24 protein-coding genes are annotated in these 23,609 nt (G+C 40.4%); 18 read left to right on the forward strand and 6 right to left on the reverse strand.

Annotation, left to right across the window (positions count from 1 at the left end; genetic code table 11):
- Positions 1-921 (forward strand): DUF2268 domain-containing putative Zn-dependent protease, encoded by a 921-nt coding sequence (locus CHB71_RS13475; RefSeq protein WP_144017426.1) that lies wholly within the window; start codon positions 1-3, stop codon positions 919-921.
- Between the two features lie 42 nt (positions 922-963).
- Here CHB71_RS13475 and CHB71_RS13480 read toward each other — a convergent pair whose 3' ends face one another.
- The 3 genes from CHB71_RS13480 to CHB71_RS13490 all read right to left on the reverse strand — a co-directional run bounded on the left by CHB71_RS13480 (position 964) and on the right by CHB71_RS13490 (position 4,455).
- A complete protein-coding gene (locus tag CHB71_RS13480; RefSeq protein WP_089357441.1) occupies positions 964-2,088 on the reverse strand; it encodes a pyridoxal phosphate-dependent aminotransferase in 1,125 nt (374 codons plus the stop codon).
- 41 nt (positions 2,089-2,129) lie between these two features.
- Entirely contained in the window at positions 2,130-3,110 is a 981-nt protein-coding gene (locus CHB71_RS13485) for a winged helix-turn-helix transcriptional regulator (RefSeq protein WP_089357442.1), read from the reverse strand.
- 70 nt (positions 3,111-3,180) lie between these two features.
- Positions 3,181-4,455, reverse strand: a complete 1,275-nt coding sequence (locus tag CHB71_RS13490) for a hypothetical protein (protein WP_089357443.1) — start codon at positions 4,453-4,455, stop codon at positions 3,181-3,183.
- A 77-nt stretch (positions 4,456-4,532) separates the two neighbouring features.
- Between CHB71_RS13490 and CHB71_RS13495 the strand changes: the two genes are divergently transcribed.
- The 10 genes from CHB71_RS13495 to CHB71_RS13540 all read left to right on the forward strand — a co-directional run bounded on the left by CHB71_RS13495 (position 4,533) and on the right by CHB71_RS13540 (position 12,168).
- Positions 4,533-5,357 (forward strand): DUF3667 domain-containing protein, encoded by an 825-nt coding sequence (locus CHB71_RS13495; RefSeq protein WP_179213422.1) that lies wholly within the window; start codon positions 4,533-4,535, stop codon positions 5,355-5,357.
- Between the two features lie 3 nt (positions 5,358-5,360).
- Complete coding sequence (locus CHB71_RS13500) at positions 5,361-5,714, forward strand: arsenate reductase family protein (RefSeq protein ID WP_089357445.1); 354 nt, start codon at positions 5,361-5,363, stop codon at positions 5,712-5,714.
- A 30-nt stretch (positions 5,715-5,744) separates the two neighbouring features.
- A complete protein-coding gene (locus tag CHB71_RS13505) occupies positions 5,745-6,314 on the forward strand; it encodes a dioxygenase family protein (RefSeq protein WP_089357446.1) in 570 nt (189 codons plus the stop codon).
- A gap of 139 nt (positions 6,315-6,453) precedes the next feature.
- Positions 6,454-7,338 carry a hypothetical protein gene (locus tag CHB71_RS13510; protein WP_089357447.1) on the forward strand — a complete coding sequence of 295 codons (885 nt, stop codon included), beginning with the start codon at positions 6,454-6,456 and terminating at the stop codon, positions 7,336-7,338.
- Between the two features lie 45 nt (positions 7,339-7,383).
- A complete protein-coding gene (locus tag CHB71_RS13515; RefSeq protein ID WP_089357448.1) occupies positions 7,384-8,352 on the forward strand; it encodes a helix-turn-helix transcriptional regulator in 969 nt (322 codons plus the stop codon).
- A gap of 5 nt (positions 8,353-8,357) precedes the next feature.
- A complete protein-coding gene (locus tag CHB71_RS13520) occupies positions 8,358-8,846 on the forward strand; it encodes a YybH family protein (protein ID WP_089357449.1) in 489 nt (162 codons plus the stop codon).
- An 89-nt stretch (positions 8,847-8,935) separates the two neighbouring features.
- Positions 8,936-9,562 carry a GyrI-like domain-containing protein gene (locus tag CHB71_RS13525; protein WP_089357450.1) on the forward strand — a complete coding sequence of 209 codons (627 nt, stop codon included), beginning with the start codon at positions 8,936-8,938 and terminating at the stop codon, positions 9,560-9,562.
- Complete coding sequence (locus tag CHB71_RS13530; protein WP_089357451.1) at positions 9,559-9,927, forward strand: VOC family protein; 369 nt, start codon at positions 9,559-9,561, stop codon at positions 9,925-9,927. Before CHB71_RS13525 ends, CHB71_RS13530 begins: the two co-directional genes overlap by 4 nt.
- Positions 9,924-10,280, forward strand: coding sequence for a DUF1801 domain-containing protein (locus CHB71_RS13535; RefSeq protein ID WP_089357452.1), 357 nt, complete (start codon positions 9,924-9,926; stop codon positions 10,278-10,280). The genes CHB71_RS13530 and CHB71_RS13535 overlap by 4 nt, the downstream gene beginning before the upstream one ends.
- A gap of 208 nt (positions 10,281-10,488) precedes the next feature.
- A complete protein-coding gene (locus CHB71_RS13540; protein WP_089357453.1) occupies positions 10,489-12,168 on the forward strand; it encodes a tetratricopeptide repeat-containing sensor histidine kinase in 1,680 nt (559 codons plus the stop codon).
- Between the two features lie 3 nt (positions 12,169-12,171).
- Here the strand turns inward: CHB71_RS13540 and lpdA are convergent, their stop codons facing one another.
- Genes lpdA through CHB71_RS13555 form a run of 3 tightly spaced genes read right to left on the reverse strand, consistent with a single transcriptional unit; the run spans position 12,172 to position 17,934 of the window.
- Positions 12,172-13,566, reverse strand: a complete 1,395-nt coding sequence (gene lpdA / locus CHB71_RS13545) for a dihydrolipoyl dehydrogenase (protein WP_089357454.1) — start codon at positions 13,564-13,566, stop codon at positions 12,172-12,174.
- A 39-nt stretch (positions 13,567-13,605) separates the two neighbouring features.
- Positions 13,606-15,171 (reverse strand): 2-oxoglutarate dehydrogenase complex dihydrolipoyllysine-residue succinyltransferase, encoded by a 1,566-nt coding sequence (gene odhB, locus CHB71_RS13550; RefSeq protein ID WP_089357455.1) that lies wholly within the window; start codon positions 15,169-15,171, stop codon positions 13,606-13,608.
- Between the two features lie 48 nt (positions 15,172-15,219).
- Positions 15,220-17,934: a 2-oxoglutarate dehydrogenase E1 component gene (locus CHB71_RS13555; RefSeq protein ID WP_089357569.1), complete on the reverse strand. Its 2,715-nt coding sequence runs from the start codon at positions 17,932-17,934 to the stop codon at positions 15,220-15,222.
- A 301-nt stretch (positions 17,935-18,235) separates the two neighbouring features.
- Here CHB71_RS13555 and CHB71_RS13560 point away from each other — a divergent pair, with 301 nt between their 5' ends.
- From CHB71_RS13560 to rplS, 7 genes are all read left to right on the forward strand, one after another.
- Entirely contained in the window at positions 18,236-18,979 is a 744-nt protein-coding gene (locus CHB71_RS13560) for a 30S ribosomal protein S16 (protein ID WP_089357456.1), read from the forward strand.
- 6 nt (positions 18,980-18,985) lie between these two features.
- The gene (gene rimM, locus CHB71_RS13565; protein ID WP_089357457.1) at positions 18,986-19,531 is read left to right on the forward strand and encodes a ribosome maturation factor RimM; all 546 of its coding nucleotides are present in this window, start codon (positions 18,986-18,988) and stop codon (positions 19,529-19,531) included.
- Positions 19,532-19,599: 68 nt separating this feature from the next.
- The gene (trmD, locus tag CHB71_RS13570) at positions 19,600-20,274 is read left to right on the forward strand and encodes a tRNA (guanosine(37)-N1)-methyltransferase TrmD (RefSeq protein WP_089357458.1); all 675 of its coding nucleotides are present in this window, start codon (positions 19,600-19,602) and stop codon (positions 20,272-20,274) included.
- Positions 20,275-20,431: 157 nt separating this feature from the next.
- Complete coding sequence (locus CHB71_RS13575; protein ID WP_089357459.1) at positions 20,432-20,875, forward strand: hypothetical protein; 444 nt, start codon at positions 20,432-20,434, stop codon at positions 20,873-20,875.
- A gap of 3 nt (positions 20,876-20,878) precedes the next feature.
- A complete protein-coding gene (locus CHB71_RS13580) occupies positions 20,879-22,516 on the forward strand; it encodes a tetratricopeptide repeat-containing sensor histidine kinase (protein WP_144017427.1) in 1,638 nt (545 codons plus the stop codon).
- Positions 22,513-23,130, forward strand: coding sequence for a response regulator transcription factor (locus CHB71_RS13585; protein ID WP_089357461.1), 618 nt, complete (start codon positions 22,513-22,515; stop codon positions 23,128-23,130). The genes CHB71_RS13580 and CHB71_RS13585 overlap by 4 nt, the downstream gene beginning before the upstream one ends.
- 75 nt (positions 23,131-23,205) lie before the next feature.
- Positions 23,206-23,568, forward strand: coding sequence for a 50S ribosomal protein L19 (rplS, locus tag CHB71_RS13590; protein WP_089357462.1), 363 nt, complete (start codon positions 23,206-23,208; stop codon positions 23,566-23,568).
- The last annotated feature ends 41 nt before the right edge of the window (positions 23,569-23,609 follow it).

Genomic DNA, 23,609 nt, shown 5'->3' on the forward strand with positions numbered 1-23,609 from the left:
ATGAAATCATTATTATCAATTACGATTGTCTGTGCCTGTATGATGGCTGAAGCACAACCAGCGTACCCAACTACCCCTGCTGAGGCACAGGTTATATATTCAGATCTGGATAATTTCCTTACAGCATTTAATTTGCTTGAGGCGGATTCAGATTCGATTGCTGTGCTAAATGAAAATTACTTTTCTAAAGCCTCTCCGGGCTTAATCGAGTACATAGGAAGACATGGGTTGACACCAGAAAAACTCGCTAAAGCCCTGGGTCGAAATCCTGATCAGTATGCACTTCTCCCCGATTTTCGTAAGAAGATCAAAAGCTTTATTAAGAGGTATTCAAAAAATCTATTAACCTTTCATGATGTGGTTCCAAATGCAATGTATCCGCCAACATATCTAATAGTTGGTTCTAATCGAGGAATAGCTCAAGCATCTCCTAAAGGACAATTAGTTACGATAGAACGAGCAATCGACAGTCCTGAAGAATTACTACACCTTATGCTACATGAACTAACGCACTTTCAGCAGGCGTTAACTCTCGGTTTCCAGAATTATATCAAAACATATAGTCAGACAAACAACATGCTTGATCTGGTTTTGAGAGAGGGAGGTGCAGAGTTTGTATCCTATTATCTTGTGGAGAAAGGTAAAAGGCCTTACAGAAATAAAAAATATTTTGAGGCGAATGAAGCTGATCTAAAAGCTCGATTTATCACTGATCTTGAAAATCAGGAACAGAGTTACTGGATGTGGGAATCATTATCAGAAAGTAATAAGCATACTTTGCTTGGCTACACAATTGGCTATAAAATCTGTGAGGCATATTACTTAAATGCCGAGGATAAAAATCAGGCCCTATTTGATATTCTCGGGATATCTAACGCTCAAAGTTTTCTGCAAGAAAGCGGCTATTTCACCAAAAATTAAGTTTCTAATCTTGGTCAATACGAATGTATTGGCCAAGGTAATTTACACCAAAAACTCCTCTACTACCTCCACAAACTTTCGCATGTGTTCCGGCTTGCTGATGCTCACCCGAATGTGATCGGTCATATCCGGCCATTTGGTAATGAGGATGCCTTTGTTTCGCATCTTAGCCACCAGATCATTTTCAAATCGCTCCTGACGAGCATAGATGAAGTTGGTTGAAGAGGGATTGTACTTCACACCCCATTTATCATACGCATCATACACAATCTGCTTGCCTTCTGCATTCTTCGTCACACACTTGTTAATGAACTCCGGATCATCCAGCGACGCATTGGCGGCAACCAATGGCGGCCAGCCTGTAGAAATCTCTGCTCCCAAATGTCGGTCCCTCAAGGCCTGAATATTTCGAACATTGGATACTGCGTATCCCATGCGCAATCCGGCCAGACCATAGGCCTTAGAAAATGTGCGGCAGATCACGAGATTGGGCAGTTCATTCACAAGGCTGATCATGCTCCCTTTCAGGCCCGCATTAGAATACTCCACATAAGCTTCATCCACACATATCAGTACATTTTCCGGTACTTTTCTGCAGAAGGTTTTTAAGTCATCAGTGGGCAATTCAGTACCAGTTGGATTGTTAGGATTACAGATAAAAACCAGTGTGGTTTTGTCTGAAATTGCGTCGAGCGTTTGATCCAGATCAATCCGATCATTGGCATCCAGCTTAACTTTTTTGATTGATGCTCCTGCCCGTTCACCAAATCGCAAAGCGGTGGGAAATGTAGGATAAGGAGTAAGTATCTCACCTTTTTGTAATCCGACATGTTGCCCAAGTAAACTAAGCACTTCCGTAGACCCTGCTGTCAAGAGAAAATTAGCCGGTTTAAGACCATTCTTTGCAGCCAGCTTTTCTTTCAATTCATTGATCTGCTCGTCAGGATATCGATTGGCATATTTCATGGCATCATTAACCGCCTGAATTGCAGTATCTGATGGGCCATACGGATTTTCATTCCAATTCAGCAGAATGAAGTCGTCCTTTCCCTGCAATTTCGGTGGTCGTTCACTGGCACAGCCTTGTGCGATATGTGGTCCGGCTACCAGCATCGTTGCAGATGCCAGTAAACTTTGTCTGATCCAATCGCGACGGTTGATGCTCATAATGGTTGTGATTGATTATCAGCAATTTAATTACTTATTCACTAAACATCTGTAATTACATCAAAGCCCTTAAAACTACCTACAATCGCCAGACCCGTTACCTTATTCGCAACTTGCTTGTTATTGATTTTCTTAGCTATTTGATTCATTGTTGCTCCAGATCCCATCGCGTCATCTAGCAATAGCACATGATTAAATCTTCTTTGTTCAGTCACTGCAAACGTGTTTTCCGCATTTCTGATCCGCTCATTAATCTTTGATAATGATTTTTGTGGTACAGGTATCAACCCACTTGTTTTATGTAGGCTAATTGTTGGTAAGGAGATTTGGAGTTGTTCCCGAAGAAATTTCATAATCTGCACTTCCCTTCGAATTGTAGGCAGAACGAATCCAACAGCATCAATTCCATAATTATCAATAAAAGAGTGGACTCGTTCCTTTATCTCATCAACAATAATTTTCATAAGGAATTTGTTCTGGCCCTGCTTAGCATAATGTAGCAGCACCCCTAATCGGGTTTTTCCAAATCGCTCAATAGCATAGAAATCTAAATAATAAACATTTTGCAGCCATATCTTTTCAAAACCCTCAGTATTTAAAAGCTTATCCGTTCCATCAATAACCTCTTTAGAACTAAAATATTTTAAGTATTTCTTCCGGGTGAAAATATACTCATCCATGGTTTTAAGAACCGGCAGATTTCGTTGACTGCACCAATATGAAAAGCCTTCCAGTCCCGCTTTCATCTCTCCAATCTCCGTAATCAACAGAAAATGATTCTTCAGGAATTTAGCATCTGTTTCTGATATGGTTACTTTATCAGGCTTTTTAAGATGTGTGGTTTTAAGCTTATATATCGTTTTAGGCGGTCGACCAAATTTCTCAACCTTACCTTCTTCGAGAAGCTGCTTAATCGCATGGTGGACCATCTGGCGAGAAGCATCTACCTTATTTGTGATTTCTTTGACACTTAGTTCACCATGCTGTTCAAATAGCTCAAGAATTTGATTTTTATAAATCATTTTACAGTTTACAGTAAATTGTCAAATATACAATATTTACATAAACACTGCTTTCATACCCTTGCAATAATTATTTAATGGTGCTGGCAGTATTTGGATTACTCAATAACTCCTTGAAAACCTCCCAGCGTTTCTCTGGTTGATTCGCCGTGCCGCCTTGCGATTCTATGTAATTAGCCACCAGGTCCTTGCCCAGATTATAATTGATCACATAGCTGCGGTATTGGTCAAAGAATCGGGTTCGCTGGAGGGCTCGTTCAGGTTCGTTCAGTTGGTACTTCTCCATCCACTTACCTGCCTCCTCCCTGCTGATCTCTCCATTGAGATACATTCGGGCGGCTTCATTTCCGGCATAACTAAGTTTGCCAATGAGACCCTGCACCTCATAAAACTTATCGGCCATGGAAGCATCCAGTCCGGCAAGCGGAAACAGCACTTCTTTTTCATATTGCATGCGCTCCTCACCGGGGAATGCCACATCGATACCGTAGTTGGCGCTACCTTCTGCTACGAGGGATTGTGGGCTGAAAAGCGGATACACCGAGTATTCCTTCCACCCCTTATTGTTTACCAGGTTTTGCTCCAGCAACGCATTGAATACATGATGCCCGGGGTAGCCTTCGTGACAGGCCAGATCAATCGCGCGACTGATTTTGATTGGTAAATCAGTATTGATCTGGATCAGACTTTGGCTGTTACCCTGATAGTAATTGTAGCCTGACCAGCTTTTATCTGTGACATATTCCAGTACAAAGTTTTCGTTTTCCGGTAGATCATACCGTGCCATGGTTCTGGTTCTGGCTTCCTCTATGGCCGTTTGAAAAACCGTATCCAGTTTCTCTCTTGGGATGTTGAATTGATTTATAAACTCATTGTATCGATCGGCAGGTTCACCTTCTCCGGGAACAGCGTTTTCCAGATCCATCAATAAACTATCGAAGTATGACTCGGAATAGGTTGGTGGCTTAGCATCATATAAGAGCTTGGCTTCTTCATCGAAGGAATACATCTTTCCATTCATCATTTCCACTTTGGTTCTGGCTGCAATCAATTGCTTTACAAGCATAAACTTTCTGTCTTTATCACCTTCAACAGCCTGTATCTGACTTATGAGCTCATTGGCTCGTGTGATAAAATCATCAGAAGGTAAGGAATCCGATTTTGATTCAGGTCTCCACTCTTCAGGTCCGTAATAGGCATCTACAAAATCAGAATCATGTTGTCCTATTTCCAACATGAGCCTGACATATTGCTCTGCAATTCCATCCATGGTCGGTGGCTCTTCAGGTGGTGTGCAAGCGATAAATATGACTAAAGATAGAATCCAAATACTGGTTTTTTTCATGGTTAATTCAAATTAGGTTGTCTTGTAATTTACTGAATTGGAAGATTAATTAGCTTTGGCTGAATCAATTAATCACCTTGGAAACACGAACTTGTAAATCTTGTGAAAGGCAATTCACCGGCAACTACTGCAATCATTGTGGGGAGAAGATCATAAATCAAAATGATCGAACGCTGAAACACTTTTTTGGTGAGCTGATAAACGCCTTCACATTTGCAGATAACAAACTTTGGCGAACACTTAAGGTAATTATCCAAAAACCGGGATTCCTTTCAAAAGAATTTGCGGAGGGAAGGCGTAAGCCTTACATGAAACCAGTTTCCATTTTCTTTTTAGCTAACCTCATTTATTTTCTATTTCCGCTAATCAATACATTCACAACGCCACTTAGCATTCAAAGAAATTCATTTTACTACAGCCCACTGGTTGTAGCGTGGGTGGATGAAGTGATTGATCAAAGAAATATTTCTTTTGAAGAATATAAAGCAGTCTACGATACAAAAACAACAGAACTCTCGAAGCTGCTCCTGGTTGTTTTTGCATACATGCTAGCGATTCTTTTTTGGCCCATTCATCTCGGTAGCAAGCGTAAATATTTTGCAGATCACCTGACGATAAGTCTTGAAGCAATGACTTTCACTCTGCTCATTGTTATTCAGCTATTTGGCTTTTTCGCTGTTGTTTTGAGACAATTTGACATCATAAACCTGGGGACAAACTTTTACTCAACAAGCTTTGCCTGTTTAGCACTTGCCTATTTCTTTTATTTCATGGAACGCAAATTCTATAGCTTCAAACCACGGAGGGCTTTAATAAATACAATCCTTTGTATAGGTGCGGTCTTGGTTTGTTTAATTAGCTACAGAGCGCTTCTGTTTTTCATCACATTTTGGTCTATTTGAGGCATGAAGAAAGTTTACTATTTATCCACCTGCACTACGTGCAAACGTATCATGGACGAGCTTGGTGATTTAATTGCTGATTTTGAAAATCAGGATATCAAAACGGATCAAATGACCTTTGATCAGATCGATGAAATGAAAAAGAGAGCAGGATCCTATGAATCGCTATTCTCCAGAAAAGCCATGAAGTATCGATCGATGGGATTGAGTGACAAGAATCTATCAGAGGATGACTATCGTCAATTAATTCAGGAAGAATACACGTTTCTAAAACGACCGGTTTTTATTGTTAATGATCAGATATTTGTCGGCAATAGTAAAAAAGTGATTGAATCTTTAAAAAATCATTTGAGTTAAACCCGGTCATCAACAGGGCGTATAACCCTCATGCCCAAATACCTTATCCTACTTTTACTGGTTTCCTGTGGAAATGATCGTATCATTAATTCCGCTTCATCTTCTGAGACAAGCGTATTAAAAAGCTATAAAGCACTTGCTGCAAAGCATAAGTTACAGATTGTCAACCCAGACGAACCTGGAGAAAAACTAACCTTGTGCTTGACATTTGTAGAAAAGGTATCAGGCGACCCGCACCCAAATCAAAAAGTGCATTTTTATCATACAGACACAAACGGGGAGTATATGCCCACAATCTCAAGTGACGAATCCACAGCTCGGCTAAATGGAACTGCCTTTACCGATGAGAGCGGCAGAATATTGGTCCAAACCATCCTTCCAGGGGACTATGGAAGCTCTTCTGACAATCGGCACATTCACACGACTGTTTTCGGGGCGAAACCGGAAGCATATGATATTCATTTTAAACAATACACAGGTTTCATGGGAACCAGGTTTGCAGAGGGGAGCGATCAGCATTTTTTGGCAGACTTAAAAAGGAACTCAGACGGATCCTTGATTGCCTTTTTAACAATTGCAACCAAGAACCCCTTTAAATAGCTGCTTCGATTAAAGTAACACTTTAAGCGACAAGACTTATTTATCAATAAGAAGATTACTTATACAAAAATCCGTAATTCCAAGAGGTAAAAGTGGTCAAATACCGCTCTATGTTTGTATCGTACCAAAAAGTAACGGTATGACACTTGACACACTACTTTTGATCACTACTTTATTGACGAGTCCATATTCGTCGGAAACTAAGGCAACTGATCCATCGGAAATAGCGATGGTTGAGGGGGAATCATTAATGAAAAACGTTTTCGATCGGTTTCATATAAATTATGAAATGAGTCGGCTTCATAAGGTTGGTTATTATAAGGAAGCCGTATCAGACAAATTAGCAACCTATTATCTGGCAGAGGGCATAGTAGACATTTACATCCCATGTAATCTGAATCAGGAAGCAGGTGCTGCGGTGAAGCCAATCAAAACACGAAAAAAAGTATTCGAAAACCTTGATCAGGAAAAGCTATTACTTGGCAATGCCAGTGATATGGCCAGATCTTCCATCTGGAGACCAAATTCATTCCTCAATAATAAAAACAGAGACAACTACTTTTTTGAGTATGCCGGGGAGGTAGAACTCAACGGTAATAACGTTTCCCTAATTGAATTCAGTCCGTCTAATTCACATGGAAACGTCAGTGGAAAAATTTATGTTGATAAAACCTACTACGCCATTGTCAAAATTGAATATACCCCAATGGTAACAGGCTCAGGGGTATGGAAATCTGTAGACTGGACTGAGAATTTTGAATTCAAAAATGGTGCATATCAACTTGTGAGCGTTCAATTTCAGGGCGTAAGCTTCGAGGATGAATTGTACTATAATGCATCTCTTATTATGGATCAAATTGAGGTCATTAGACGCATTCCAGAAAACGAACTATTTATTGATTTTGATGCTCCGTTGTTTGAAAAGGCAAGCGAGGATTTCAATGAAAATTTTTGGGATGGATATGATTTTCTAAAAAAAGAAATCAAGGCAGATGCCAATCTAATTGCCAGCGAAAGTTTATAACCAATTGAGATAAATCACGTGAGAGAATGTGATTAATTTTCTCTCATGAATCGCATCGATCGCCTCAACGCACTTCTCATTCACCTTCAAAGTAAACCCAGAGTTACCCTCTCAGAGCTTGAAGATCGCTTTGAAATTGGTCGGAGGACGGTTTTTAGAGACATCCGATCCCTCATAGATGCCGGAGTACCTATCGGTGGAGAAGCCGGCGAAGGATATTTCATTGTTGAGGGCTATCACTTACCCCCTGTCGTTTTCAATAAAGAAGAAGCTGCTGCCATACTGATGGGAGCAAAATTTGTCGAACAAAATGCTGATGTGCATACCATTCAGGAATACGAGAAAGCCATGTATAAAATCAAGGCGGTTCTGAAATATTCCGATAAAGAGTTTTTAGACAACCTGAACGAACGGGTAGCTATCCGGCCTAGCCCGACCCCTCGCCAGCCTGTCGATTCGCATATTGCAGAAATCCAGCAGGCCATCGCAACAAATCGGCTGGTATCCATGACTTATTATTCACAATACAATGATTCTACCACTTCCAGGGAAGTCGAACCTTTGGGAATGGTTTTCTACTCTGGCCGTTGGCATCTGATTGCCTTTTGTCGCTTGCGACGAGACCTGAGAGACTTTCGTACAGATCGAATTCAAAAAGTAAATGTATTGCCGGAAATCATAGACCCTGCAAAACATCCAAACTATCTGGATTTTCTCAATGAAGCATTAATAGGAACTGATGCCAAGGAAGCAACCATTAAATGCACAGCAAAAGCAGCCAGGTTTATGGGAGAACAGAAATATTTTCAGGGATTTGTTGAAGAAACAAAGCTGCAAGACGGTCATTATCAAATGAAATTTGTGACCCCCTATTACGATTATTTTGCTCGTTGGCTAATGATGTATGGAAATGAGATTGAAATCCTTTCCCCTTCCGAATTACAGGGAATTGCAGCCACCATAGCAAAGAATTTACTTGAGCATCACAGTGCACCATTTTTAGTCAAAACATAATTCGTATGAAAACACTAATCGCTGCGTCATTACTTTTCATCACCTCATCCTTATATGCGCAAAGTGCGCAAGATGAGATTGATCAACAAATCTGGACTCCTTTCACCAAAGCATGGGAAGCCAATGATGGTGAAGCATTCAATGCCATTCATTCCGACGATGTATGGCGCATCAATCCAGGCCGATTGCTTGTTGGAAATGAGTATAAATCCAGAAATGCTGAAAACATGCAGGGGCAGATTAGAGCACGTATCATTGAATTTACGTTCGAAACCCGCACCAGCAATGGAAATAATGCATATGAAGTCGGCTATTATCGGATCACAGACAGCTCGCAAGAAGAACCCAGATACTTTGTGGGTAGATTCCATGTGGCAATGAAAAAAATCGATGGTATTTGGAAGATCATCCAGGATTGGGATACTGGTGAGATTAATGGCGAAAAAATAACCCCAGAAAGTCTTGTAAAAAGAGAATTTATTCACTTTGAATAACATTTTTCTTCATCTCAAAAAATGAGTGACATAGGGCTGTCACTATGGCTCATTTCTTTGTTTTCATAATCAATTAAACTCACACAATTATGGAAGCAACAATTGAAAAACTTGATCTTCAAAAAGCTGATTCTAACTACTACAAAGCATCAGCTACTCCTGAGATAAGAGATCTTGACCCTTATTATTATCTTTCTGTTCAGGGCAAAGGACATCCTGAATCTGAAGCAGTATGGAAAGCTGTAGAGCAACTATCAGCAGTAGCTTTCACCATTAAGTTCAGATGCAAAGCCGAAGATATGGACTTTAAAGTCCCTAAAATGGAAGCACTCTGGTGGATTGATGGCGGGTTAGATGTTCAAGACAAAATGCCGGAAACACCGAAGGAAGAATGGAACTGGAAGTTTCTCATCAGAATGCCAGATTTTGTGGAAGGAGATCATTTCTACAGAGCTATTGAGCACATAAAAAGAAAGAATTCCGATCTTCTTGCTGATGACCCAGTGAAATTTGAACTCATCAATGAAGGAAGGTGTGTGCAAATGCTACACATTGGTAGCTATGATGCAGAAGAGCCCACAATTTTGAAAATGATAGGGCATCTTGAAGAACAGGGATTAAAAATCAATGGATACCACCATGAAATATACCTGAGTGATCCAAGAAAAACACCTGAAGACAGGTTAAATACGATAATCAGATATGCAGTAAAATGAAAATATTAGGATTAAGAACAACTATCTACCATGTTCCCAACCTCGATGAAGCCAAAGCGTGGTATAGTGAGGCCTTTGAAACCAAGCCCTATTTTGATGAGCCTTTTTATGTAGGCTTTAATGTAGCAGGGTATGAGTTGGGTTTGGTGCCAGATGAAAGACCGGCACAAGAAAAGAGCGATAACGTAGAATCTTTTTGGGGAGTAGAAAATGTGGAAGAGGCACATAACAATCTGATCAAGCAAGGAGCTACAGAGCATGTTGCTCCTACAAATGTTGGTGGTGAGATTGTTGTCTCAAACCTTAAAGACCCGTGGGGTAATGTGATCGGATTGATCTACAACCCGGATTTCAAAGCTGAATGAGCACTATTCAACATTTTATATTAGGACTCGATGGTCAACAAAAGGCCATCGTTTCCTACTTGCATCATATGATGCTAGAATATGATTTGATTGGAAAAATAAGATTTAAAATACCAATGTACTTTCAAAAGTCATGGGTCTGCTACCTCAATCCAATTAAGAATGACGGAATAGAACTGGCATTTCTAAATGGATATCAACTTTCTAATGAACAAGGCATTCTTCAAGCTAAGAATAGAAAAATGGTAGCTGGCATAGATATCTTTCATGTAAATGAAATTCCTGAAACAGCAGTAAGAGAGATTATTAATGAAGCACTCATTTTAGATCAAATTGCCAAAACGAAAAATTAAATTTTAAGTATTTTACCTATGCTTTTTATAGGGGTTCTCACCTAATTCTCAATTCCGTTGCTGCAAGATTCATAAAATCATATTCCAAAAACATTGCACTCGGTTATCTTACAATATTAAGCTATCATCTTTATTACTTTTGGAAGCCTCACCGACAACATTATTTTCCAAGGTCCAGACACTGCTTGAAAAAGCATATAAGTGTAGAATGAACGACCTGAAAACCAGTATTAAACTGGCTGAAGAAGCACTTAGTATCAGTAAGGAAAATGGGGATAAACGAAGCATAGGACAATCACTTTCTCATCTCTCCTTATTTCACATGATCATTGGCGACTTTGACCTATCAGTCAATATTGCGAATGAAGCGATTGAAAATTTCACTGAGATTGGAGATAAAAAAGGTATAGCAGATGCTAAATACACCATAGCGGGTGTACTTTATAAAACAGACGACTATAACCTTGGGTTAACCTATCTGCTAGACTGCCTAAAGACCTACAAAAAGCTCAATGACTACCATAATCAGGCAAGGGTAGAAAAATCAATGGGCACTATTTATGAGTACTTTGGAGATACATCCAGTGCAATTAAAATCTATAATTCAGCTATAGAGTCTGGCGTAAAAGCAGATGATTTAAATCTCCAGTCCAACGCGTTCAATCCACTTTCGGGGATATACCTCAACCAAGGAAAAGTTCAAGAAGCTAAGGAGCTCATTGAGAAATCGATTGCCTTCAAGAATGAAACAGGAGACACCAGAGGGCTTGCATTTGCACTTTATGGAAGAGGTAAAATTTATACAGTTACCGGTGAGTTTGATAAAGCTGAAAGTGATTTTTTAGAAGCTGAAAAAATCCATCAGGAAATGGGTGAAAAACTGGGGCTCGCAATGTGCTACCATAAGCGAGGTTTTTTGTACATCAAGATGAATCGATTGGATGAGGCGAGAGACATCTTAGTGAAAGCTTTGGCATACAGCAATAAGTACCGCATTATTCTAATCAAGTTCAAGGCGAATTTGCTGTTACATGAAATTGCCAAAAAAGAGGGGAATCTGGAGTTAGCACTGAAGTACCTACAGCAATATATAGATGAAAAAGAAAGTGTGATCAATGATCGTACTGCCAAGGTTATCAAAAGCTATGACGACATCAATAAAATGCAGCAACTGGAGCGGGAGGCAGAAATTCAAAAGGAAAAAGCTGACATCATTGAGAAGAAAAAAATTGAGCTCGACTCCTTCTTTTATAGAATCTCACATGACCTGAAAGGCCCTATTACTTCCATGATGAGCCTGAATTACCTTGCTAAGTATGAGGTAAAGGATCCAACAGGACTAAAATTTATTGGTGAATATGAGAAGCAGGCTACTCGGCTGAATAACATTCTTGACGGACTATTGAACCTGACTAAGATGTCTTTCAACGAAGACACCAAACAGGAAATCGATTTTGAGAAAGTCATTTACGACTGCATTGCCTCCTATAAGTTTTTAGCAAACTACGAACTGGTCGAATTTAAAATCCATGTTGACCAACATATCAAGTATGAGGCGGAGTGGACACTCATTAATACCATCATTCAAAACCTCATCGAAAACGGGGTGAAGTATGCCAGAACGGAAAAAAATAAGCCATTTATAGATATCTCTGTAAGAGATGAATCAGACAAAATCGTAATTGAATGTGCCGATAATGGTATTGGAATGGATCAAGATACGGTAGAAAAGATTTTCACAATGTTTTTCCGCGTCAATCGTAAAATTGAAGGAACGGGTCTTGGTCTTCACATCTTAAAACGTGCGATCGAACGTCTGGATGGAGATGTTCAAGTAAAAAGTAAATTAGGGGAAGGCACCACTTTTCGTATTACCCTCCCATTGTAATCATCACATATGTATCGGTCGGTTCTCAGTGGCTGCAAGCGCTGCTTCCTTAAACGCCTCCATGTAGGTAGGATGTGCATGTGACATACGAGCCACGTCCTCTGCTGAAGCCCTATATTCCATAGCAGTTACTCCAGCAGCAATCATATCAGCAGCTCTTGCTCCTATAATATGTACTCCTAAGATTTCATCCGTTTCTTTATCAGCAAGGATTTTCACCAACCCATCCGTATCCATACTTGCTCGAGCCCTTCCAAGGGCTTTATATGGAAACTTACCTGTTTTATACTTTCTTCCCTGCTCCTTTAGCTGCTCTTCTGTATAACCAACAGATGCTACCTCCGGCCAGGTATAAACAACTCCAGGAATCAGGTTATAATTGATATGTGGCTTTTGTCCCATGATCGATTCAGCAACAAAAACGCCCTCTTCTTCTGCCTTGTGAGCAAGCATGGCTCCCTTCACTACATCGCCAATCGCGTAAATATTTTCTACATTCGTTCTCAGGTGATCATCCACTTCAACCCGGCCTTTGTCATCCATTTTCACGCCGGCTTTATCTAAGCCAAGCTTGTCAGTGTATGGTCTTCGTCCAATGGAAACCAGGCAATAATCGCCTTTCAGCTCCACAGTTTCTCCCTTTTTATTTTCCGCTTTAACCGTCACATTATTTCCTTTTCTTTCAACGGCTGTGACTTTATGGCCAAGATAATGTTCAAAACCAATGCCTTTTAGTGACTTCTGAAGTTCCTTACCCATGGTTCCATCCATACTTGGAATCAAGTTTTCCAGGAATTCAACCACAGATACTTTTGCTCCCAAACGAGCATAAACTGAACCGAGCTCAACGCCAATTACGCCTCCGCCGATCACAATCATGTGTTTCGGTATTTCTTTGAGTTCTAATGCTTCCGTACTGGTGATTACACGCTCTTTATCCAGTTCAATGAATGGAAGGCTGGCAGGTTTTGATCCTGTCGCAATAATCACTTTCTCGGCTGTAATCTTCTGCTTTTTCTTACCATCAATCTGAATGGTGTTTTTATCCACAAAGCTCCCCATCCCGTGAAAAACATCGATTTTGTTTTTCTTCATCAGGTAGTCAATCCCTTCCACATTCTGCTTCACTACATCGGCCTTCCGCCCGATCATCTGCTTTAGGTTCACCTTCGGCTTATTGATGTCAATACCATGAGTCTTGAAGGTATGTTCTGCAGCATGGAAGTGCTCCGAAGAATCCAGTAATGCTTTAGAAGGAATGCACCCTACATTCAAGCATGTACCTCCTAATGTGTCATACTTTTCAATGATGGCTGTTTTGAGTCCCAACTGTGCACAGCGGATGGCCGCTACATACCCACCTGGACCAGAACCGATTACTACTACTTGATAATCCATATGTATAGATTTTAGATTGGGAGATTTTAGATTTTAGAATTAGACACCTAGCATTAATCGTGTAGGATCTTCGAGAAGCTGTTTTACTCTCACCAGAAAACTCACAGATTCACGTCCGTCAATGATTCGGTGATCATAGGAAAGAGCGACGTACATCATCGGCCTCACAACCACTTCACCGTTTTCTACAACCGCACGCTCTACAATGTTGTGCATACCAAGTATAGCTGACTGAGGGGCGTTAATTATTGGCGTTGACATCATAGAGCCAAACACTCCACCATTGGTGATCGTGAATGTTCCACCTTCCATCTCTTCAATACTCAACTTATTGTCTCTTGCTTTGGTGGCAAGCCTGATAACTTCCTTTTCAATCTGCACAAAGTTCATGGATTCGGCATTTCGAATAACCGGCACCACGAGTCCTTTCGGTGCTGATACCGCAATTGAGATATCACAGTAATCACTGAATACCAGTTCATTTCCATCGATTTGACCATTCACTGCTGGCCATTCCTGAAGTGCAACGCAGACAGCTTTTGTGAAGAAAGACATGAAACCAAGCCCGACTTCATGCTTTTCCTTGAATTCCTCTTTGTATTTCTTTCTCAGATCCATGATTGGTTTCATGTTCACCTCATTAAATGTGGTGAGCATTGCGGTTTCATTCTTAACCGAAACCAATCGGCGAGATACTGTCTTCCTTAACGAAGACATTTTTTCTCTGCGCTGCTCTCTGCTCACCCCTCCACCAAAAGTTGGTGCTTCAAATTGCGGTTTGGCTGGTTTGTCGTCAGTAGCAGACTTAGACTCCTGCTTGGACTTCTCAGCTTTCATCGCATCTTCCTTAGTGATTCGGCCGTCTTTTCCAGAGCCCTTCACATCCGAGGCAGATATCCCCTTTTCATCTAAAATTTTAGCTGCGGCAGGAGAAGCGTGTCCGGTCGCATATGTTTCTTTGTCAGAAGAAGAGCTCGAGCTATCAGAAGAGCTACTTGCATCCTGACTTGCAGAAGATGAAGTTGAAGGCGAGCCTTCCATCACTTCAATTTTGCAAATCAATGCGCCAATCTCAAGCGTATCACCTTCCTGAGCAACAATTTGAAGTTTTCCTTGAGCCTCTGCTGTTAAATCGAAGGTTGCCTTATCTGATTCGATTTCTGCAATCACCTCATCCAGCTCCACAAAATCGCCATCACCTTTGGCCCAGTTTGATATTGTCACCTCTGTAATTGACTCACCAACCGCAGGTACTTTCATTTCGAGAACCTCACCTGTTGCTTTTGGCTCTGAGGAAGAGTCACCACCTGACTCAGGTTTTTCATCAGAGGACGTATCATCAGAGGAACTTGAAGGATTTCCACCACTTGCACTTTCATCTATTTCACATAATACAGCTCCAATTTCAAGCGTATCTCCTTCTTCGGCTTTGATGCTTAGCTTACCAGCAGCCTCAGCGGTAACTTCAAACGTGGCTTTGTCTGATTCCAGCTCACAAATCACTTCATCCATTTCCACCATATCCCCATCGCTTTTTGTCCACGATGCTACGGTCACTTCTGTGATGGACTCACCAACCGCAGGTACTTTCATTTCAAGACTCATTTTCTTCTTGTTTAATGTTTTATATTCTTTTCAGATTATGTCGTGTTCTTAGATTTCGAAGGCTTTTTTGACCAATCCGGCCTGCTCTTCTTTGTGGATTTTTGAAAATCCGGTAGCAGGTGATGCACTGATCTTTCGGGCAACCACTTCAAAATCCATTTCTATTCGCATATTGATAAAACTCCATGCCCCCATGTTCTTAGGTTCTTCCTGTACCCAAACCAACTTAGGATTATTGTACTTTTTCAAAATCGCATCAATCTGTTTCTGCGGCCATGGATAAATCTGCTCTACTCTTACGATAGCTACATCCTTTCTTTTCTTTTTCTTTTGTTCTTCCAGCAGATCAAAATATACTTTCCCAGAGCAGAATAGCACTTTCTTTACGTTCTTATTCGTCACATAGTCATCGCCAATTACTTCCTGAAACCTACCCGAAGTAAAGTCCTTTATAGGTGAAACAACCCCGGGATGTCTAAGCAATGATTTTGGTGAAAAGACCACTGCCGGCTTTCTAAATTCCCAAGCTACCTGCCTTCTCATAAAGTGGAAAATATTAGCTGAGGTAGTCAGATTCGCTATAATAATGTTTTCATTCGCACACATTTGAAGGAATCGCTCCATTCGTGCACTTGAATGTTCCGGTCCCTGTCCTTCATATCCATGAGGCAATAACATAACCAGACCATTCATTCTTTGCCATTTACTTTCAGCACTAATGATGAATTGGTCAATCATGATCTGTGCGCCATTAGCGAAATCGCCAAATTGTGCTTCCCAGATAACCAATGCATTTGGTGTTGCCATGGCATAACCATACTCAAACCCTAGCACCCCATATTCTGAAAGCAATGAATTGTAAATCCTTAATGGTTGCTGATCATCTTGAATATGATTCAGTCCACAGTATGGTTCATTCGTATTAGAATCGAAGAAATAGGCATGTCTATGAGAGAATGTTCCTCTCTTCACATCCTGACCGGACATACGAACGATTGTTCCATCTGCTAGCAATGATCCATAAGCCAATAATTCTGCATCAGCCCATCCAAGCTCTTTTTTTTCAAAGAAATTAGCTTTCCGATCTTTCAATAGCTTTTCAATCTGCCTAAGAGGTTTGAATCCTTTCGGAACTTCACTGATTGCTTTTGCTACCTTTTCAATCTGCTTTTCTGAAATGCTCGTATCAGGTGATTTGTCAAAATCTTTCTCTTCTGACCTTCTTAAGTGATCCCATTCCTCCTCTATTTTTTGAGGCTTATAAGGAAGCGGATGCTCCTTGATTTCATTGAGCCTGTTTTGAAGTTGGCTCTTAAAGTCTTTGTCCAGTTTTTTCACCGCAGCATCATCCAGATCGCCTCGCTCTGTGAGGTATTTCACATAGACTTCTCTTGGGTTTGGATGCTTTCCAATCGCGTTGTAAAGCTTTGGTTGCGTGAACTTAGGCTCATCGCTTTCATTGTGTCCATGCCTCCTGTAGCACAGCATATCAATGAAAATATCTTTATTAAATTTCTGACGGTACTCTACTGCCAAATTTGCAGCGAAAGCCACTGCTTCAGCATCATCACCATTTACATGGAGAATAGGAGCATCAACAATTTTTGCTAAATCAGTACAATAGATACTTGATCTCGCATCTGCAAAATCTGTTGTAAATCCAACCTGATTGTTGATGACAAAGTGAATCGTACCGCCGGTTTTATACCCCTCAAGCAGTGACATTTGCACACACTCATAGACAATTCCCTGTCCGGCAACAGCCGCATCACCGTGGATCAATACAGGAATAGCTTTTCCCATATCACCCTTATACTCGTCATCTATCTGTGCACGGGAATAACCTAACACAACCGGATCCACAGCCTCTAAATGCGAAGGGTTTGGAGCCAGCTTAACGTACATCTTCTTCCCGGACTTGGTTTCCATGTGAGAGGAGTACCCCAGATGATACTTTACATCGCCATCTCCCATCGTCAGGTCCACTTCCTGGTTACCTTCAAACTCACTGAAGATTTCTTCATAGGTTTTACCCATGATATTAGCTAGCACATTTAGCCGACCTCTGTGAGCCATGCCAATCATCACCTCCGCAGCATCCAGCTCGGCAGCTTTATTAATGACTTTGTCAAGGGCAGGAATCATATTTTCCCCGCCCTCAAGCGAGAATCTTTTCTGACCTAAAAACTTCGTATGAAGAAAGTTTTCAAAAACCACAGCTTCATTCAGCTTGGATAGAATGCGATGTTTTTCTTCTCTCGAAGGATTTATGTCTGCGCCCTCTGTTTCACATTTAGTTCTAAACCACTCATGAATGTCTGAGTCGCGGACGTGGTTATACTCAAAGCCAATGTGGCCTGAATAGACCTTCTTTAGTTTTTCTAGAATTTTCCTTAAGGAAGCTTTTCCTAATCCTATCTCACTACCAACTTCAAATTCAGTGTCAAGATCATTTTTTGAAAGACCAAAATCTTCCAATTCTAAACGAGTTGAATGCTTTCGCCTTTCTCGCACCGGATTTGTGTCCGCCACAAGGTGAGCGTACGATCGGTGATTGTATATCAGGTTTCTAACTGCTGTCTCTTTGGGGGTAGCCAACTGTTGGCCGTCACCAGGTTCTCCGTATTGCTCCTGACCAAATTCGAATCCTTCGAAAAATTTCTTCCAGGACTCGTCAATACTTTCCGGATCTTCTTTGTAGGCTTTGAAAAGCTCATCCAGATAATTGCCATGAGCGTTGGCGATGTAGGAATATTTATCCATATTCATATTGTGTTCTGAAACAAAGGTATATTCAATATAGTTTCTTTGAAAATCGTAAAATCGGTTTTACAAATACACATAGTGATTAATACTGATTATTAAGTAGTTATAAATCAAAGAATAGGGATTTCAGGTTCATCAGGACGTATTACTTTAATTTAATTGATATTGCTTTTATTAAACTACAAACCAGGAGGACTGTTTTCTTTTCTCTTTACCCTTCTCACTAAGAGAAAAATAAGCTACATTTGCGCTCCATTTTTAAACTTTTGATGGACGAGTTCCATAAACAAAAAGAATTATGTCAGTAAAAATTAGACTAGCGCGTCGAGGACGCAAAAAACAAGCCATGTACGATGTAGTAGTGGCAGATGCTAGAGCACCACGAGATGGTCGCTTTATCGAAAAACTTGGTACTTATAATCCAAACACCGACCCTGCTTCCATTAATTTGGATAATGACAAGGCGTTTGATTGGGTAATGAAAGGTGCTCAACCTACAGATACTGTACGAGCTATGCTTTCATACCGAGGCATCATGATGAAAAAACACCTTCAAATTGGTGTAAACAAAGGAGCTATCACTCAGGAAGAAGCTGACAAAAAGCTGGAAGCCTGGATGAAAGACAAAGAATCTAAGATTCAGGGTAAAGTGGAAACACTTGCTAAAGCGAAAGCTGACAAGAAGAAAGCTGCTCTTGAAGCTGAGAAGAAAGTGAGTGATGCTAGAGCTGAAGAGCTTAAGAAACGCGCTCAGGAAGCTGAAGCTGCACTTGTAGAGGAGATCAAAGAAGGTGGCGCTGAAGAAAACGAGGATGTAGCAGATGACGTAGCTGAAGTAGAGGAAGCACAAGCAACTGAAACGAAAGCGGAAGAGCCTAAAGCAGAAGCGAAGGAAGAACCTAAAGCTGAAGAAGCTAAGGAAGAGCCTAAAGCTGAGGCAAAGGAAGAAGTTAAGGCTGAAGAAGCAAAAGAAGAGCCTAAGGCTGAAGCGAAAGAAGAAGCTCCGGCTGAAGAAGCGAAAGAAGACAAAAAAGAGGGTTAATCTGCTATGCGGCAGGATGATTGCTACCAACTAGGGGAAGTGATCAAGACCCACGGTCTTCAGGGAGAAGTGAGCATCTCTTTAGATGTAGACTTTCCCAACGAATATCAAAATTTGGAATCAGTATTCCTGGAGCAATCCGGAAAGCTGGTTCCTTTTTTTATTGATACCATCCAAGTCAACAGAAACAAAGCGCTTGTTCGCTTTGAAGACATTAAAACACTAGATGCTGCAAAAGAACTGGTAAAAGCCAAGCTTTACCTACCGCTCTCTTTCTTACCGGAACTGGAAGACGGTCAATACTATTTCCATGATTTGGCAGGGTGTGAAGTGTTCGAAGAAAATCAACTTATCGGTATTGCGAAGGAGGTAATTGATCTAAATGGTAATCAGCTGCTATCAGTTGATGTGAATGATAAAGAGGTATTAATTCCATTAAAGGATGAAATTCTGCTCTCAGTAGATATTAAAGCACGAAAAATCATGGTCAAACTTCCTGAAGGACTACTTGACGTGTATCTGGAGGAAGATTCTGATACTCCAGAAAACTAACACTTAGGGCTCAGCGCTCTCTCTGATTACCTTTGTGTTCTTTGTGGTTAAAAACTGCTCACGAAAAAATGCGAATTGACATCATCACTTGTCTGCCTGACCTTTTTGAAGGCCCCCTGACCCAGAGCATTGTAAAGCGCTCAATGGATAAAGGTCTCGTAGAGCTTGAAATTCACAATCTTCGAGATTACTCGACCAATAAGCACCAAAATGTAGATGATTACGCTTTTGGTGGTGGTGCTGGCATGGTATTGATGATTGAACCAATAGATAAATGCATCACAGGACTTAAAGAAAAAAGAGATTACGACGAGGTGATCTACCTCACTCCGGATGGAGAAACCTACAATCAATCCATCGCCAATCAACTCTCATTGAAAGAAAACTTCATCTTTCTCTGTGGTCATTACAAAGGAGTTGACCAACGGGTGAGAGATCATTTAGTGACCAAAGAAATCAGCATAGGTGATTACGTGCTTTCCGGTGGGGAGCTGGCTGCCATGGTGCTTGCAGACTCACTGATACGCTTGGTTCCCGGTGTTTTGAATGACGAAACCTCCGCCCTCTCCGATTCCTTTCAGGATAACCTCCTGGCTCCCCCAGTTTACACCCGTCCTGCAGAATACAAAGGATGGAAAATTCCTGAAATACTTACTTCAGGCCATGAGGCGAAAATAGAAGCCTGGCGTAATGAACAAGCACTGAAAAGGACAGAAGAACGCAGACCAGACCTGTTAGGTTAACTCCACTATAAATACTAAATACCCCCACCGGGGTATTTTTTTTGTCCTAAACTAAGAGGAATTTTAACTCTTAGAAGAATATTGAGCAAATATCTCGGAACCAGACAGTTGCTGGGTATTTTTAGTTAAATCAATTACTAACCTAAATTCTAATATTATGAAAACCTTGAAATTATTAATTGCTCTAGCAATATTGACGGGATGTAACGGAGATGGATATGATTTATCACATCATTATGAACCTCATGTTACTATCAGACATTCTGAAGATAATGCCGAAAAACACTATTACAGTGTAATGCTTGTAGTAAAAAAGGATTGTATGGTATACGCTAAAAAAACCGAAAATGACGGAAAAACAACTATGAAATACTATTTTACAGAAGCTACAGGCAAACTGCAAATTGCGTCTAAAACTTACAATCTAGAAGCCGGTTATGAACTTAGGCTTTATGAGTATCCTGTAAGCCTTGATTCCAAAAAAGATGTAGAAAATGTAGTATTTATTGCCGAGGTAGCTGATCCTCCAGTAGAACATTCTCATGAGCATCCAAAATTTTTACATAACGGAACTATTCATACACCAGGAGATGGTAGTTAAAGCGTGAAGAGTACACTTAGCTACATCTTATTCTTTTTTTCTGTCGGATTGCTGAATGTGAGTGGTCAGGACTTTTCAGGGAAATATTTGAGAGCAAAAGAGCTGATCGATAGCCTGCGATATGACCAGGCTATCGGTCTTCTACATGAACTTTTAAAGGATGCAAAGAGTGTGAATAATGACACTATGATTATCAAAATTCAGATAAAATTAGGCTCAGCACACTTAGGTATAGATAAAAATGAAATCGGCATAGAATATTACCAAAACGCATTAGAGATGGCAAAAACATTGAATGATTTAAAGGAGGTGGCAAATGCGAACTATGGTTTAGGTGCTGCATACCAAAGAATGGAGTTATATGATTCTTCTGAAATCAGATACAGAAAAGCTATCTCCTATTTTTTGAAATCCAAAGATGAAATTACTCTAAGCCATCTTTACAGCAACCTTAGTCTACTCCATTACAAAGAGAATGAACTAGATTCAATGAGGTATTATTCAAATAAAGCTTTAACCATTCAATTAAAAATCAAAGACAGGTATGGTGCTGGAGCTAGCTACTCAAACCTGGGGCTTATAGCAAAGGACCAGGGTAGATTCAAGGATGCAATCAAGTTTTATAAAGCAAGTTTGAATGAATATGACGAGGCTGAATATATCTACGGTTACTCAGAAGCACTCAGAAGGTTAGGAGTTACCTATTATTTAATGAATGAATCAGACAGTTCATCATACTACTTTTTTGTCTACGATTCTATAGGACATGATGTGTTTCACCAAGACTACCAAGACAAAATCCTAGAACTAGAAACCAAATTTAAAACCGCCGAAATCGAACGGGATAACGCCCTCAAACAGGCTGAAATCGAAGAAAATCGCCGACAACTTATGATTCTATATGCGTTCTCTTTTCTGCTTATCATTGCTTCAGTAGCTACATACATGTTCTTTAATCAAAGAAGAAAGCGTCTCAAAGCAGCCTCAGACAAGCAAATACAGGACCTACTACAAAACCAGGAAATGAAAGCCACTTATGCGTTGCTCGAAGGTCAGGATAGAGAGCGGAAAAGAATTGCTGCAGATCTCCATGATAACCTGGGAAGCATTCTGGTTACGCTCAATATGTATGCCGACACTTTGCAAAGCAAAAAACCGGAAGAAGTCCCTGCTCTTGCCAGCAAGATTGCGGAGGTAGCTCACCTGGCTAATGAAGAAACAAGGAAAATATCCCACAGTCTAGATTCCGGAGTGTTGAAACATTTCGGACTTGAAGCAGCAATCAAACAGCTTACAGAAGCTGTTTCATCGGCCAGAAAAATCACCTTCGACCTTTCGATACAAACAGAGAAAATTTCATCTGAGGCAGGGCTTGAGATCTATCGAATCATCCAGGAACTGGTAAACAACACATTGAAGCACTCCCAGTGTACCAAAGTCCATCTTGAACTTACACAAGTTGACCAATCGCTTAACATCATTTATGAGGATAATGGCGTTGGTTTTAATAAACAGGAAGTTTCTTCCGGAATGGGATTACGGAATATTGAAAATCGTGTGCAAAAACTGGATGGAGAACTGACCATCGATTCTGCCCCAGGAAAAGGGAGTGCATTCATCATTGAAATTTCGCACATATGAGTAAGGTTAGAATCATTATCGCCGATGATCATCAGATTGTCCTTGACGGACTAAAACTTGTTTTGAGTTCTAGGGATGACTTTGAAGTAGTCGCTCAAGCAGGAAATGGGGTTGAGGTGTTGAATCTGCTTGAGAAAAATATCGTGGATATTGTTGTGCTTGATATTAATATGCCTGAGATGGATGGCATTAAGTGTGCTAAGAAAATAAAATCGCTTTACCCACAGGTTAAGGTGATCATTCTGACCATGTATGCGCAAAAATCCTTTGTGGAGGAGATTGTGAAAATCGGCATTGATGGATGCTTGCTAAAAAATAATACAGGCAAAGAATTATCTGACGCTATTGCCCGCGTTCACAGCGGAAAATCATATTACGATCAAATTCAGAATTTTAGTAAAGACGATTCCGAAGAAAAAGAATATCCCTTAAGCGAACGTGAAATTGAAATCATCAGAAAATTGGGTGATGGCCTTACCAGTTCACAAATTGCTGATACACTTTTCATCTCTGAACACACCGTAAAAACACATAGAAAGAACATTTTAAAGAAGTTAGATTTGCATAGCAGCTCGGAGCTTATTCAGTATGCACTAAACAATGGAATTATTTAATTCAATCTCTTTTTTTCCGATAGTTATTTCTATATTTGCACTCCTTTTTCAAAACACTCAGCAAAGAGTATAGAAATGAGCACAGAATTATTGAACGTAGTAGCGGAAGAGTACAAAGACATTAAAGCGAAGTATCCTTCATTCAGCCCTGGTGATACAGTAAACGTACACTATAAAATTAAAGAAGGTAACAAAGAGCGTGTGCAGCAGTTTCAAGGTACTGTGATGCAGATCAGGAACCAGAATTCTAACGGTGAGACATTCACAGTAAGAAAAGTTTCTGGCGATATCGCTGTAGAAAGAATCTTCCCTATCCTTACTCCAAACATCGAAAAAATCGAAGTGCTGAGAAAAGGAAAAGTAAGAAGAGCAAAACTTTACTACCTAAGAGGACGAAAAGGAAAAGCAGCTCGAATCAAAGAGAAGCTTAGAAAATAAAAAAGCTTTAACAAGAAATCGAATCCCCTGCCACACGGTTG

It is taken from the genome of Ekhidna lutea (genome assembly GCF_900188325.1).
GTDB lineage: Bacteria > Bacteroidota > Bacteroidia > Cytophagales > Cyclobacteriaceae > Ekhidna > Ekhidna lutea.